Annotated in this window: 12 protein-coding genes; 6 read left to right on the top strand and 6 right to left on the bottom strand. The window is 66.4% G+C overall.

Annotated elements, in window-relative coordinates; all coding sequences use genetic code 11:
- Nucleotides 1-15 precede the first annotated feature (15 nt).
- Complete coding sequence (gene bluB / locus AC1DQ3_RS21860; RefSeq protein ID WP_477122247.1) at nt 16-681, bottom strand: 5,6-dimethylbenzimidazole synthase; 666 nt, start codon at nt 679-681, stop codon at nt 16-18.
- A gap of 386 nt (nt 682-1,067) precedes the next feature.
- Between bluB and AC1DQ3_RS21865 the strand changes: the two genes are divergently transcribed.
- Entirely contained in the window at nt 1,068-4,094 is a 3,027-nt protein-coding gene (locus AC1DQ3_RS21865; protein WP_477122248.1) for a transglycosylase domain-containing protein, read from the top strand.
- A gap of 39 nt (nt 4,095-4,133) precedes the next feature.
- Here AC1DQ3_RS21865 and AC1DQ3_RS21870 read toward each other — a convergent pair whose 3' ends face one another.
- Nucleotides 4,134-4,313, bottom strand: a complete 180-nt coding sequence (locus tag AC1DQ3_RS21870; protein ID WP_477122249.1) for a hypothetical protein — start codon at nt 4,311-4,313, stop codon at nt 4,134-4,136.
- Between the two features lie 292 nt (nt 4,314-4,605).
- A complete protein-coding gene (locus AC1DQ3_RS21875) occupies nt 4,606-6,840 on the bottom strand; it encodes a sensor domain-containing protein (RefSeq protein ID WP_477122250.1) in 2,235 nt (744 codons plus the stop codon).
- 295 nt (nt 6,841-7,135) lie between these two features.
- Here AC1DQ3_RS21875 and AC1DQ3_RS21880 point away from each other — a divergent pair, with 295 nt between their 5' ends.
- Both AC1DQ3_RS21880 and AC1DQ3_RS21885 read left to right on the top strand, forming a co-directional pair.
- Nucleotides 7,136-8,002, top strand: a complete 867-nt coding sequence (locus AC1DQ3_RS21880) for a universal stress protein (RefSeq protein WP_477122251.1) — start codon at nt 7,136-7,138, stop codon at nt 8,000-8,002.
- 150 nt (nt 8,003-8,152) lie between these two features.
- On the top strand, nt 8,153-9,085 hold the full coding sequence (locus tag AC1DQ3_RS21885) for a cation diffusion facilitator family transporter (protein ID WP_477122252.1): 933 nt from the start codon (nt 8,153-8,155) through the stop codon (nt 9,083-9,085).
- Nucleotides 9,086-9,163: 78 nt separating this feature from the next.
- Here AC1DQ3_RS21885 and AC1DQ3_RS21890 read toward each other — a convergent pair whose 3' ends face one another.
- The 3 genes from AC1DQ3_RS21890 to AC1DQ3_RS21900 all read right to left on the bottom strand — a co-directional run bounded on the left by AC1DQ3_RS21890 (nt 9,164) and on the right by AC1DQ3_RS21900 (nt 12,001).
- Nucleotides 9,164-10,477, bottom strand: a complete 1,314-nt coding sequence (locus AC1DQ3_RS21890; protein ID WP_477122253.1) for a HipA domain-containing protein — start codon at nt 10,475-10,477, stop codon at nt 9,164-9,166.
- Nucleotides 10,477-10,770 carry a helix-turn-helix domain-containing protein gene (locus AC1DQ3_RS21895; protein ID WP_477122254.1) on the bottom strand — a complete coding sequence of 98 codons (294 nt, stop codon included), beginning with the start codon at nt 10,768-10,770 and terminating at the stop codon, nt 10,477-10,479. Before AC1DQ3_RS21895 ends, AC1DQ3_RS21890 begins: the two co-directional genes overlap by 1 nt.
- Before the next feature lie 286 nt (nt 10,771-11,056).
- Nucleotides 11,057-12,001, bottom strand: a complete 945-nt coding sequence (locus tag AC1DQ3_RS21900) for a LysR substrate-binding domain-containing protein (protein ID WP_477122255.1) — start codon at nt 11,999-12,001, stop codon at nt 11,057-11,059.
- 137 nt (nt 12,002-12,138) lie between these two features.
- Between AC1DQ3_RS21900 and gtdA the strand changes: the two genes are divergently transcribed.
- From gtdA to maiA, 3 genes are all read left to right on the top strand, one after another.
- Nucleotides 12,139-13,185 (top strand): gentisate 1,2-dioxygenase, encoded by a 1,047-nt coding sequence (gene gtdA / locus AC1DQ3_RS21905; RefSeq protein ID WP_477122256.1) that lies wholly within the window; start codon nt 12,139-12,141, stop codon nt 13,183-13,185.
- A gap of 82 nt (nt 13,186-13,267) precedes the next feature.
- Nucleotides 13,268-13,966 carry a fumarylacetoacetate hydrolase family protein gene (locus tag AC1DQ3_RS21910; protein ID WP_477122257.1) on the top strand — a complete coding sequence of 233 codons (699 nt, stop codon included), beginning with the start codon at nt 13,268-13,270 and terminating at the stop codon, nt 13,964-13,966.
- A gap of 34 nt (nt 13,967-14,000) precedes the next feature.
- A complete protein-coding gene (maiA, locus tag AC1DQ3_RS21915) occupies nt 14,001-14,645 on the top strand; it encodes a maleylacetoacetate isomerase (protein ID WP_477122258.1) in 645 nt (214 codons plus the stop codon).
- Nucleotides 14,646-14,647 lie beyond the last annotated feature (2 nt).

Raw genomic sequence — 14,647 nt, forward strand, 5'->3', positions numbered from 1 at the left:
AGGACTTCAGGCGCTTCAGGCGTCCGGCTGGTCCCAGGTATCGATGCGCATCAGCGCTTCCAGAGGGCGCCCCTGCCGCCAGCCTTCCAGTTCCAGCATCGGCGCGGGATAGAACGCCTGCACCGGGCCCAGGCAGAGGATGGCGATTGGCTGGCCACCCGGCGGCAGCTTCAGCAGGGTGGCGAGTGCATCGGGAGGAAACATCGAGACCCAGCCCAGCCCGAGATTCTCCACGCGCGCCGCCAGCCAGAGGTTCTCGATGGCGCAGGCCGCCGAGCACAACGCCATCTCGCGCGGCATGGTGCGCCGGCCGAACACGGTGCCGTCGTCCGGCGCCAGGGCCACCACCAGCAGTTCCGCGCATTCGCGCACGCCTTCCACTTTCAGACGCAGGAACTCGCCGTCGCGCTCGCCCATTGCACGCGCCGTGTTCTGCCGCTCTGCCTCGACCAGGGCGGCGATTTCCTCGCGCAGGGCGGGGTCGGCGATACGAATGAAGCGCCACGGCTGCATCAGGCCAACCGAAGGGGCGCTGTGCGCGGCGTGGAGGATGCGCAGCAGGGCGCCCTCGTCGACCGACGCGCCCGGAATGAAGTGACGCATGTCGCGGCGCGACGCAATGAGGCGGTAGAAGCTCTCCTGCTCGTCGGGTGAGAAAACGGAGGAGGGATTGGCAGTCATGGTCGCGGGCCTTGCGGGATGGGGGCGCAGAGCCGGCATTGTAAGCCTGAGCGGGCTCGGTCACGTGGCGTCGGGAACATCGATCGCCCTGCGCTTGCTCGAAGGCCTGGTGCGCATGCGGGCTGCCGCCCTGGGTGGCCAGGCGCGGCAGTTGAACCAGGCCATCGCCGCGTTTCGTGCATCAGTTGATGGATGCGGCCGCCATATGGCTGAACAGGCGGGAGGAGCGGTGGTGCCGCATGCGCACATTTTTGTGCGTTGGGCCCCATTGAACTAGGGTATACGTAGTGACAAAGGTGGTCGAACAGTGGCATCGTTGCCAGCAGGCGGCCTGCGGTGGCCGAAGCACCGGGAAAGCCCGGTTTCCTCGCAAACGGACCTGAATCGTGCGTCGACGTCTCTGGCCCAGGCTCCTGGTAGTGGCGCTGCTCGTGGGCTGCGTCTATTTCCTGTGCGCCTTCGTCAGCGAGGAGCTGGCCACCTCGCGCTTGCAGGCACGCTATTTCGCCGGGCGCGCGAAGGACGTGGCGTTCGAAGTGCAGAACGGCCCGAGCGATCGCATCCGCTTCCCGGACGACGGGCCTTACGACATGCGCTTCGGCTATAGCCGCTTGCCGCAGTTCACCGAACTGCTGGAGGCGCGCGGTTTTCGGCGCGAACGCCAGGCGCGCTGGTCGGACCGGATGCTTGAGCTGACCGATGCCGGGCTGTTCGCGCCGTACCACGAAAAGACCCATGCCAGCCTGGATTTGCTTGATTGCAATGACGAGCCGTTCAATGCCCGGCCCGACCCGTCCCGTACCTATGTCAGCTTCGCCCAGATTCCGGCCTTGCTGGTAGAGTCCTTGCTCTTTATCGAAAACCGCGACCTGCTCGATCCCGAGTTTCCCATGCTCAACCCCGCGCTCGACGTGCGGCGCTTTACGCGTGCGGCAATGGACCAGGGCATGCGCTTTTTCAACGAAAAGCACAATGCTCCCGGCGGCAGCACCCTTGCCACGCAGATCGAGAAATTCCGCCATTCGCGGGCGGGCCGCACCAGTTCGCCCAAGGAAAAGTTCCGGCAGATGGCCAGCGCGTCGATGCGCGCCTATCTGGACGGGCCGAATACCGTGGCCGCCAGGCAGCGCATCCTGCTCGATTACCTGAACTCCGTGCCGCTCTCGGCCCGTCCGGGCCTGGGCGAGGTCAACGGGCTGGGGGACGGGCTGTGGGCCTGGTACGGGCAGGATTTCGATGAAGCCAACCGCCTGCTGGCGAATGCGGCAGGGCCGGGACCTGGCGCGGGCCAGGGCGAGGGCGAACTCGGCGAACGGCAGGCGAAGGTGTTCAAGGAAGCGCTCTCGCTGATCATCGCGCAGCGCGGACCATCGCATTTCCTGCGCCGCAATACCGACGCGCTGGCGGCATTGACCGATAGCTACCTGCGCCTGCTGGCGGCCGCCGGCGCCATCCCGCCCTGGCTGCGCGACGCGGCCCTGGCGCAGCCCCTGCGCCTGTCGCCCCCCGCGCTGGATCGGCCGGAGATCTCGTTTATCTCGCGCAAGGCCCTGAGCGGCGTGCGCACCGACCTGCTGCGCTATCTCGACCTGGGCAGCAGCTATGAGCTGGACCGCCTCGACCTGACGGCGCACAGCACCATCAACACCGGCTTGCAGCGTGTCGTTACCGAGGCGCTGTTGAAGGCGGGCACGCGCGATGGCGCCCATGCTTTCGGTATGTATGGCCACAACCTGCTGCGCGAGGGCGACGACCCCGGCAAGCTGGCGATCAGCTTCACGCTCTACGAAAAGATCGACGGCGCAAACCTGCTGCGCGTGCAGTCCGACAACCTGGACCTGCCGTTCGACCTCAACCGCGGCGCGCGGCTTAACCTGGGCTCCACCGCCAAGCTGCGTACCCTGGTGACCTACCTGGAGATCATCTCGGAATTGCGCGAGAAATTTGTCGACATGTCCCCCGCCCAGTTGCGCGAGGTCAAGCCGGCCAAGCTCGATTTTCTGACCCAGTGGGTGGTGAATTACCTGCTCACCGCTTCCGACAAGAGCCGGCGCGCCATCCTGGAGGCCGCCATGCTGCGCCGATACTCCGGCGGCGCGGGGGAAGCGTTCTTTACCGGCGGCGGGCTGCAGACGTTCAGCAACTTCGAGCGCTGGGAGAACATGAAAATCATGCCGGTGCGGGAAGGCTTCGAGCACTCGGTGAACCTGGTCTTTATCCGCCTGATGCGGGATATCGTGCGCTACGAGACCTACCGGTTGCACCCCGACGCCGACGAGTGGCTGAACAACCCGGCCGCGCCGCAGCGGCGGGCCTACCTGGTGCGCTTCGCCGACAAGGAGGGCAGCGACTACCTGCGCGCTTTCTATGGGAAATATCGCGGCATGACCCACCAGGAAGCCGTCAAGCGCGCGCTTGAAAACCGGCGCTTCTCGCAGGTGGGGCTGGCGGTGACGCTGCGCAGCATCGATCCCGACATCGACCAGGAGCAGTTCGACAAGACCATGCGCGCCATCTTCCCGCGCGTGGGGCTGACCGACGACAAGCTGGCGACGCTGTACCGCAAATATGGGCCGACCAGCTTCTCGCTGAACGACCGTGGCTACCTGGCGAGGGTGCATCCGCTGGAGCTATGGCTGCTGGATTACCTGCGCCAGCGGCCCGACGCCAGCCTGGATGAGGTCTTGCGCGACAGCGCGGACCAGCGCCAGGAGGTGTACGCCTGGCTGTTCAAGACCCGCAACCCCGGCGGCCAGACGCGCCGCATCCGCAGTCAGCTGGAGCGCCAGGCTTTCCGCGAGATCGCGCGGCGCTGGCAGCGGCTTGGCTATCCGTTTAGCGCGATCACGCCGTCCTACGCTTCGGCGATCGGCGCCGCCGGCGACCGGCCCGCCGCCCTGGCCGAGCTGGTGGGCATCATCCAGGGCAACGGCGTGCGCCAGCAGGCCACCGCGCTGCGCAGCCTGGAATTCGCGCAGGGCACGCCGTACGCCACCGATTTCGGCTTGGGCATGCAGGGCAAGCGGCTGCTGAGCGAGGATATTGCCGAGGTGGTGCGCGACGCGATGATCGGCGTGGTGAATTCGGGCACGGCAGGCTCGCTGAAGGCAGCGCTGGGCAGCAGCGGGATCGTGGCCGGCGGCAAGACCGGCACCGGCGACCATCGCTACGAGGTCTTCGGACCGGGCGGCCGGTTGATTTCCTCGCGCGTGGTCAGCCGATCGGCCACCTTCGTGTTCTTCCTGGGCGAGCGTTACTTCGGCAACATTACCGCTTATGTGCAGGAGCCCTATGCCGCGCGCTACGCCTTTACCAGCGCGTTGTCCGTGCAGTTGCTGAAATCGCTCACGCCGACGATCCTGCCGCTGGTGCGTGGTGCCGGCGTGCGCTCTGCGCTGGCCTGCCGGCATTGATTGGCAGCCAGGACGGTCCGGTTCCGGGCAATGCCGCGGCTAGTCCCAGGTGTGGCGCCGCGCGTAGAACTCGTCCTCGGAACTCCGGGCATTGCGCTCGTATTCGGCGATCACCTGCAAGGTGGCGGACTGGAGCAGGGAGCCTGCAGTGAGCAGGGCGGCAAGCTCGCGCAGGCCCTGCAGGCAGATTGCGGTGGGGGTTGCTGCTTGGTACTGCATGATGCGTTGCTGGCTCGATGATGGACGGGATGTGCCTCCCGACATTTCGATTGTAGGTAGCGGCGAGCCGGGCAAATACAAAGCAATGTGTCTGCACGAACATTTGGGATCCGGGCGGCCGAATCAGTTGCTTCCGAGCCACGGATCGTGCCGCGCGAGCCGCGTGGCCATCACAATGGCGCCGCCGATCCCTGGCTGGGCGATGACCGCGCCGGCCATGCGGCTGGTGGGGCGTTGCGCGGCTGCCACGGCAGCGGCCCGGTACTCCCGCGCCGGCGGGATCGTGCGGTATTCAGTGCCTGGAATGCCGGTCGCCGGGCGCCGCCGGCTGGCGCTCGGGCGAGCGCGGCGCGACGATCCAGCGCGCCACCGCGGCGGCGTCCAGCGGGCGGGAAAACAAATAACCCTGTCCCATATGGCATCCCTGCGAGAGCAGGAACTGGCGCTGCGCTTCGTTTTCCACGCCTTCGGCGACCACCGCGAGCTTCAGGCTGTCGCCGATGCGGATGACGGCGCTGGCCAGCTCGCGCGCCGCCGCGTCGCTTTCCAGGTCGATCACAAAACTCTTGTCGAGCTTGAGCTGGTGCACGGGCAACTGCCTGAGATAGCCAAGGCTGGAATATCCCGTGCCGAAGTCGTCCATCGACAAGCGCACGCCCTGCGCGTGGATGGCCGCGACGGTCGCGGCAATGCCGGCGTCGTCCTCCATCAGCAGCCCCTCGGTCATCTCCAGTACCAGCGCCTGGGCCGGCAGTCCGTGGCGGGCCAGGGTCTCGGCCACGTGCGTCGGCAGCCCCGGGTCCCGGAAGCTGGCAGGCGAGATATTGACCGAGATCGTGGGCACGGACAGCCCGTCCCGGCGCCAGGCGGCGAGTTGCGCGCAGGATTGTTCCAGCACCCAGCGATCGAGTGCGCCGATCAGGCCGCAGTCTTCCGCCAGCGGCACGAAGCGGTCGGGCGGCACCGCGCCGAAATGCGGGTGATGCCAGCGCACCAGGACTTCCAGCCCGTAGAGCCGGCCGTCGCGCAGGAACACCTGGGGCTGGAAATTCAGGTGCAGGTCCTCCGCGAGCAAGGCTTCGCGCAGCGCCGATTCCAGCGCAAGGCGCTCCTGGGCGGCCCAGTTCATCCCGATGCTGAAGAAGCGGAACAGGTTGCGCCCGGCAGCCTTGGCGTCGTACATGGCCATCTCGGCGCAGTGCAGCAGGTATTCCAGGCCATCGCCGTCGGCGGGGAACATGCTGATGCCGATGCTGGCCGAGGGCGTGATGCTGGCGTGATCGATGCGCAGCGGCTGATGCAGCGCGCTCAACAAGCGCTTGCCTGCGGCGATGGTGTGGGCGCGGTCGCTGTCGGGCAGCACCAGCGCGAACTCGTCGCCCGAGAGCCGTGCCACCAGCGCGGCTTCTCCGGCATGCGCGATCAGGCGCTGAGCCACTTCGCGCAACAGCTTGTCGCCGCCGGCGTGGCCAAGCGAGTCGTTGACATGTTTGAAACGGTCCAGGTCGACGAACAGCACGCTGAGCGTGGTGCCGGACTGGCGCGCGGCGAGCAGCGTGGTGCCGGCCTGCCTTTGCAGCAGGCTGCGGTTGGGCAGGCCGGTCAGCGAATCGTAGTGGTCGAGCCGCAGGATCCGCTCGGCCGCTTCCTCGCGTTCGAACGCGAGCTTGCACAGCGACGCGCACACCTCGACGAGCTGCAGGTGGAAGGGGTCGGGCTGGCGGACAGTGCGGTAGTAGAACGCCAGCGTGGCGAGCACACGCCCGTCGCTTGCCTTGATCGGGTGCGACCAGCACGCTGCCAGGCCAAGCGGCAGGGCGAGATGGCGGTAGTCCGCCCACAGCGGATCGTGGGCGATGTCACTGACCACCACCGGCTCGCCCAGCCAGGCTGCCGTGCCGCACGAGCCGGTGGCCGGCCCCATGCTGATGCCGTCCAGTGCCGATGCGTAGTGCGCCGGCAGGCCGGGGGCGGCCAGCGGGTGCATACGGCCATCGGCGCCGACCCGCAGTACCGAGGCAATCACCGAGGGCGCAACACGCTGTGCTTCCTCGCAGATCAGTTCCATCACGACCGGGAGAGGCTGCTCCATCACCATGGCCTGCAACACCTTTCGTTGCAGCCGTTCGTAGGTAGGCTCCGGGCTGCGCGTGATTTTCAGCAGCAGCGTGCGCAGCGTGACGTCTCCCAGCCGGGTGCTGGACTCCGCGATATAGCCAAAGCGCCGCTCGCCGTCCGGCCGCAGGATCTGGGCGGCGGAGCAGGGCCGGGCGTGCTCGCCTTCCAGGGTGGGTTCCATGCCGGAGGCGCTCGCGTCGATGCAGGGCAGTATTTGCACGAACGCGTCCACGTCCATGCCGACGACCTGTTTGCGGGACGCTCCATAGAGCGCCTCCGCCGCAGCGTTCAGGAAGATCACCCGGTTGTTCGTGTCCAGCACGAAGACGGCATCGGAGGCTTGCTCAAGCGAATTGCGGAACAATTGATGCGGGTCGGCTATGCTGAGCGCTTTGTCTCTGTCTGGCATGAGTGAGGTAAACGTCGCTGACAACCGGGAATGCCCGCCTTGCCCGCCTGGGTTCGCCGGACATTGACTCGGCTCTGATGCAGCTATCGGCATCCGGCAGCGGATCCTGAAGTTTTTTTTCATACAACGCTGCTCCGTCGCATCCGGGCGAAGTCAGGGAGAACCTGACGCTGGCCGCCGCACAGGGTAAAGTGCATCCGGGATGGTCGGAGAACGTCTGCGCATGTCCGAAGCATAGCTGAAACATATCCGAAGCATATCCACGGACGTTTCCAAAAAGCGGAGGGAAAATATCATGGGATTCAAGACCGTGCTGGTCGAACTCGGCGCCGACCCCGGCTGCGCGGACCGCGTCGGCCTGGCCGCGGAACTGGCGCGGTGCTCGGCGGGCCATGTGATCGGCGTGACCGCCACGGGTATGCGGCTCGAGCCCTTCCGCGGGGCGGGCGAGGAAGCCGGGCGTTACGCCGAGCTGGCCAGGCGCCAGTTGCTGGCGCAGGGCGCCGAAGCCGGCGCCGCCTTTCATCGTGCCATGCACGAGGCGGCACCAGGCGTGGGTTTCACGCACAGGGTCATCGAGGACGAGCCCGGCTGGGCCCTGGCCCAGCAGGCAAGGGTGGCCGACCTGGTCGTCCTGGCCCGCTTGCCCGGGCCGGCGTCGGTCCCTGTGCTGGTGGCGCAGACCGCCGAGTATGTGCTGCTCAACGCCGGCCGGCCGGTGTTGCTGGTGCCGCCGGGCGTGCGCCACCTGCCATGCGAGCATGTGGCCATTGCCTGGGACGGCGGACGGGAAGCGGCGCGGGCGGTGGCGGATGCGATGCCCCTGCTGCGCCAGGCCCGGCGTGTCACGGTGATCGCGGCAAGCACGTACGATCAAGCAGGCACGCACGATCGTGCAGGCACGCACGGCATGCCCGATGTTCCCGGCGCGCACGCCGGCCTGCGCGACTACCTGGCGCAGCATGGCATCACTGCCGCCATGCACGCCGTGCAAGGCAGCAATCGGGTGGGCCAGCTCCTGCTGGAGGCTGTGGGCAATTTGCGCGCCGATCTGCTGGTGGCGGGCGGATATGGCCACGCCCGCCTGCGTGAACTGGTCACGGGCGGCACCACCCGCACGCTGATGCGCCATGCCGGGATTGCGCTGCTGATGTCGCACTGACACACGGTTTCCCCGCCGCGCATGCGCTGGCTATCCATGCTGAGGGTTTGGCGGGCACAATCACGGCGGCGGCGCGATCCTGCGGCCCCTTGCCATTGCGCGGCCGCGCGAAATGAATCCACCGGACCACCGCGCCACTGAGAGACGTCGATGGAAGTTGAGACAACAGACGAAGAATCCGGCGTGGACGGCCAAGCCAAGGCCCAGGCAGCGCGCCGCAGCACGTGGGTGAGCGTGGCGGTCAATATCCTGCTGACCGGCATGCAACTGCTGACCGGCCTGTTCGCCGGCTCGCAGGCGCTGATCGCCGATGCCATCCACTCGTTGTCCGACCTGGTCTCGGATTTCGTGGTGCTGTTTGCCAGCCACCACAGCCGCAAGGACGCGGACGCCGATCACCAGTATGGCCACCAGCGTTTCGAGACGGCCGCGTCGCTGGCGATCGGCGTGCTGCTGCTCGCGGTCGGCGCCGGCATGCTGTGGTCGGCCGTGCAAAAGCTGGAGCATCCGGAACTGTTGCAGCCGGTCAAGCCCATCGCCCTCTGGGTGGCGTTGGGCGCGCTGGTGGCAAAGGAACTGTTGTTCCGCTACATGCTCGCCGTGGCCGAGCGCGTGCGCTCCGGCATGCTGGTCGCCAATGCATGGCATGCGCGCTCGGATGCGGCATCGTCGCTGGTGGTTGCCGTCGGCGTTGGCGGCAATCTGCTCGGCTACCACTTGCTCGATCCGGTAGCGGCGCTGGTGGTCGGGCTGATAGTCACGAGGATGGGCTGGAAATTCTCGTGGGATGCGCTGCATGACCTGATGGATCGCGCCGTGGATGCGCGGACGGTCGAGGCGATCCGGCAAGCGATGGCGGCCACGCCGGGCGTGCTGGGCCTGCATGACCTGAAGACACGCAAGATGGGCGACTTCATCCTGGCGGATGTGCACCTCGAGATCGATGGGGCGATGACCGTGGAAGCCGGGCACTCCATTGCCCTGGAGGCGCGCCGGCGCGCGCTGGAGGTGCGCGACGTGCTAAACGTGATGACCCATGTCGACCCGGTCCGGGTTGCGCCGCTCCGGTCCGGCCAGGCGTGAACGCTCGCCGCGCCGGGTATGCGCGGCTGGCGCCCGGGGCTGAAGGCGCCTGGCAAGCCGCCAGGGGAGCGCCTGGATCTACAGCAAGGCTGCGTCGACCGCCAATATCTTCGGCGCCATATCGATCAGGCGGTCGGCCTGGCGCTGGACCAAGGCAGCGATCGCGCGCACCATGCCGCGCTCTTCTCCGATGTACACGGGGTCCTCGGCTTGCCCTGCCGCCTGGGTGGCAGCGGCTCGCGCCAGGCTTGTCATGGTCCGCACGGCGGTCGGCCTGCGGATGCCGATGCGCGACATGAAGTCCGCCAAGGCATAGGGCGTGACCTCCGCCATGTCGAACGCGTCGCCGATCGCCATGGCAAGGTCGTGCAGGAACTGATCGTACTGAACCACGGAGACCAGGTCGTAGAAGGGCGTAGGCGTCAGCCCGGCGCGCGAGCAGAAGAACGAGAAGTTTTTCCCGTGTGCGTCGCTGTTGCCGATCAGGAACTGGAAAATGGCCCATTGCAGCATGACGCGCTGGGCGACGGCCTGGTCGACCGTCTTCTCCCGCAAGGAAAACAGCCGTTCGAAGCTGACGCCGTCGCGGATCGCTGCAACATCCTTGGTGGCGCCGAAATTTCGTTCGTACTTGTAGCTCACCGGAAGATCCAGCGCCTGGCACGCATCAACGATATGCAGGCGCCTGACCGCTCCGTTTTCCTTCACGCGGTCGAAGCGCGTGACCAGAAGGATCGGACTGGGAATGCGGCGGATCGACACCGGCGCAACGGGCAAGCCAAGGCGGCCGGCCAGCGTCATGCAGAAGTGTTCGTTTGCCACCATGCAGGCGGCCGCTTCATGGACCGGCTCGGGCTTGACGATGTGGGTTGACGCAACGCCGGCTCCGTCGGCCAGGTAGATGCGGTCCCCGTCCATGAACACAGCCAGTTTGTCCTGGTAGCCGGCGATGGACAAGCGAACCCGCCCGTCCCATACAGTGAAAGGCACTTGCTCCCGATCGCGGATGCGCTGGTTCAGTTCGTCGACGGAGATCTCGCGCAGTTGCCGTGCTTGCGCCTTCGGGGGGGCGTCGGCATGAAAACTGAGCGCTCCCGCCGTTTCGCCGCCAAGCTGGCGGATCAGGCCGTAGACGTTGTTCTTCGAGACCTGGCCGTAGACCGAGGCAATGTCCAGCGCCCGGCCTTCGGGAAGCAGGTTCTCAATGAAGCGCCTGAGGCTTGCCGAACTTGCTGGTTTATCGAAGGCGATGGCCGGCGACAGCGGGTAGCGGTGCGCCGCCGAGCGCCAGGCCTCGTCATAGGCAAACGAGAAGCTGTCTTCCAGCGCGTCGTACAGGACGGTGCCCACCTTGTCGGAGCCATCGAAGACGCTGAGCGGATGCGTTGCCATCAGGCGCACTCGAAAGCGGTGGCGGGTAGCTCGACTTCCGCGATGGCCGCCTTCGGCCCCAGGATCATGCCAAGGCCCAGCCCGGAAAGGACTAGCAGGAGTTTGTCGGTCTGGACGGGGCGGCCATTCTCCAGCCGTGACAGAAGGTTCGCCGATACGCCGCAAAAGCTCGCGGCGTCGTCGATCCGGAGCTGCTGTTTGAGCCGGCGATGACGGACGAGCGCGCCGAGTGCGTCGAGACTGGCGATCCGCGGGTGGACGGGGGGCAGGGCGGTTGGCAATTGGCGCGGCATAGGGCTTGAGGCTTCCTGGTTTTAACGAGCTTCAACGAGCTTCAACGATTATTGTTTCGTCTTGCGGAAACATGGGCCGCGCGGAGGGAATCCCGGTGCATTGTTTCCGAATATGGAAACTTTAGAATTCGCCGTGGGAAAAGTCAATATAGTTTCCGTTTGGCGAAACTATCAGGCATGACGACTACCAAAGGCAATAGTTTCCATAAACGGAAATTTAGTGACCAATGAGACATGCAAGGCGGTGCCATGGCATAGTGCAGCGCATAAAGGAAGGCGCCTGCAGCTATCCGCCCTCATCGCCGGTCATGTCGCCGACCGATCGGACCGCCGCGCGCCGCAAGGCGTCTAACGCGGCGCTGACAGCCGTGCGGGCAAAGCTGTCGTCGCGCCAGTACATCGACACCGAGCCGAAGCCGGCCAGCCGCAGCGGCAGGATGCGCAGGGCGCCGAGCTGCTCCAGGCGGCGCGCGGTCCGGTGGGAGGCGACGCCGATCATATTGCTGTGGTTGAGCAAGGTCAGGTTGAGGATGACCGAGTTCGACTCCACGCAGTCGCCCGGCATGCTCTCGCCAGCCGCGTTCAGCGCCGACTCCAGCGTATTGCGGATCGGCGTGCCGCGCGGCCAGACGATCCACCGGTACGCACGCAGGTCGCTCCAGGCCGTCTCGGCCATCTCGAACAGCGGATGGCGCGGGCGCGTCACGAAATGGATCGGCTCCATGTAGAGCGCCTCGGTGCGCATCTGCCCGTCCTGCAGTTCCGGGGCAGAGCGGCCCACTACGATATCGACCTCGCCCCGCGCCAGTTGTGCCATCAGCAGGTTCATCGTGCTTTCGACCAGCCGGACCTGGGCTTTCGGCATGCGCTGCAGCAGCGAGGTGACGGCAAGGGGCACGGTATCGGCGGCGGAAGCCCCCGAGGTGCCGATCACCACCAGCCCGGCGCCGCCTTCACGCATGGCCTGCATGTCGTCGCGGGCGCTATCCAGGTGCGCCTCGATGCGCCTGGCGTGGGCAATCATCGATTCGCCGTAGGGCGTGGGCCGCAGGCCGCGCGCGTGGCGCTCGAACAGCGGCAGGCCGATGTCGTCTTCGAGTTCCTTGAGCCACTTCGACAGGGCCGGTTGCGTGGTGCTGAGCGCGACGGCCGTCTGGCTCATATTGCCGGTCTGCGCGAGGCTAAGCAGCATCTGCAGGTTGCGCAGCCGAAGGCGCTGGGTCCAATCCATCCGGGTATTCCCTTTGAGCCATATCCATATCCATATGGATAAGAAGAATTGATTATTTTACAAGGTATATCTCCGGGCGTATAAATATTCCATCGAAGCCCTGCAGCCAGGCAGGGGCGAAGGACCCGGAGACAAGCATGTCAGACGCAAGCAAGAGCGCGGGCCGCTCGGCGTACTACGGCCGCATCGGCCGCAACCATATGGCCCCCCTGTGGGAATCGCTGCACGCGCTGGTGCCTCCCCAGCCGCGGCCGCAGGCGCAGCCGGCGATCTGGAAGTACACGGAGATCCGCCCGCTGGTGATGCAGGCGGGCGAGGTCATCAGTGCGGCGGAAGCGGTGCGCCGCGTGCTGGTGCTGGAGAATCCCGGCCTGCCTGGCAAGTCGAGCATCACCTCCACGCTGTATGCCGGACTGCAGTTGATCCTGCCCGGCGAGATCGCTCCCAGTCATCGCCATACGCAATCCGCGCTGCGCTTTATCGTGGAAGGCTGCGGCGCCTGGACCGCCGTCAACGGCGAGCGCACCACCATGTACCCGGGCGACTTCATCATTACGCCGTCCTGGACCTGGCACGATCATGGCAATCCGTGCGTCGCGGACGGCGGCGAGCCGGTGGTCTGGCTCGACGGGCTGGATATTCCGCTGCTGCAGCACCTGGATGCAGGGTTTGCGGAAAACTATCCCGAAGCCTCGCAGCCGGTGCTGCGTCCCGAGGGCGACAGCTTTGCCCGCTTTGGCCACAACATGCTGCCGGTGCGCCACCGTGTCACCGATCCGACTTCGCCGATCTTCAGCTACCCGTACGCCCGCAGCCGCGAGGCGCTGGACCAGCTCTTCCGCAATGGCGAGCTGGATGCCTGGGACGGCGTAAAGCTGCGCTACGTGAACCCGGCCACCGGCGGCTGGCCGATGCCGACCATGGCCACCTTCATGCAGTACCTGCCGGCCGGCTTCCAGGGCAAGACCTATCGCAGCACCGACGCCACCGTCTATTCCGTGGTGGAAGGGCGCGGCACGGCGCGCATCGGCGAGGCGCAGTTCCAGTTCGAGCCGCGCGACACCTTCGTGGTGCCTTCATGGCAGCCCGTGCAACTGGCCTCGGTCGAAGACACGGTGCTGTTCAGCTATTCCGACCGCCCGGTGCTGTCCGCACTCAATCTGCTGCGCGAAGAGCGCACCTGATTTCCTTTTTTCTTTCTTCCTTTTCCCCGCGGGCCGCGAACGGCCTGCGAGGTTCCATCCTTCTTTTCGTGCGAGATTTCCCATGTCCTTCGTTGTTACTCCTCCCGCTACCGTGACCGTTCCGGTCGTGGGTACCAGCGACCAGTTTCCCGTGCGCCGCGTCTACTGCGTGGGCCGCAACTACGCCGCGCATGCCCGCGAGATGGGCTTCGATCCCGACCGCGAGCCGCCGTTCTTCTTCTGCAAGCCGGCCGACGCCGTGATTCCGGTGGTCTATGGCGAGACCCTGACGCTGCCTTACCCGGCGCAGACCAGCAACTATCACTACGAGTCCGAACTGGTCGTGGCCATCGGCAAGGGCGGCTCGGATATCCCGCTTGAGCAGGCGCTCGAACACGTGTGGGGCTACGCCGTGGGCCTGGACATGACCCGCCGCGACCTGCAGATGAAGATGCGCGAAATGGGCCGCCCCTGGGAAATCGGCAAGGCCTTCGACGCCTCGGCGCCGATCGGCCCGATCCATCCGGCGGGCGATGTCGGGCATTTCGAGCAGGGCGCGATCTGGCTGACCGTCAATGGCGCCGACAAGCAGCGCAGCGACGTGACCCACCTGATCTGGTCGGTGGCCGAGACCGTGGCCGACCTGTCGAAATACTTCCGCCTGGAACCGGGCGACCTGATCTACACCGGCACGCCCGAAGGCGTTGGCGCCGTCAAGCCGGGCGACCTGATGGTGGCCGGTGTCGAGCGGCTGGGCGAACTGTCGGTGCGCGTGGCTTGACCTGACCTGACCTGTATTTCGAGAGGGCTGCACCGTGCAGATCTATAGCTTCTTCAACAGCTCCACGTCTTACCGCGTGCGCATCGCGCTGGCGCTCAAGGGCCTGCCGCACGACTACCGGCCGGTCAATATCCGCGTGGGCGAGCATCGCGCCGCCGGCTACGTGGCGGCCATCAATCCCTCGGCGGTGGTGCCGGCGCTGGTGGACGGCGACTTCCACCTCGGCCAGTCGATGGCGATCATCGATTACCTCGATGCCCACCACCCGGAACCGCGCCTGATCCCGCTGGCGGTGGAGCAGCGCGCGCGGGTGCTGGAGCTGGCCAATGTGATCGCCTGCGACATCCATCCGGTGAACAACATGCGCATCCTGCGCTACCTGCAGGACGTGCTGGCGGTGTCGCCGGAGCAGAAAGACGCCTGGTACCGGCACTGGGCCGAGGAAGGGCTTGGCGCGGTGGAACGCCTGCTGGCGCGGTACGGGCGTGGCCCGTGGTGCTTCGGTGAGCAGCCCACGCTGGCTGACTGCTGCTTGGTGCCGCAGATCGCCAACGCGCAGCGCATGGGCTGCGATACCAGCGGCTTCGAGCGGACCATGGCGGTCTTCCGCCACGCCAGCGAGCACCCTGCCTTCCAGCAGGCAGAACCTCAGCGGCAGCCGGACTACACGGCGCGCTGATC

The sequence above is a fragment of the Cupriavidus sp. 01T418 genome (assembly GCF_056398885.1).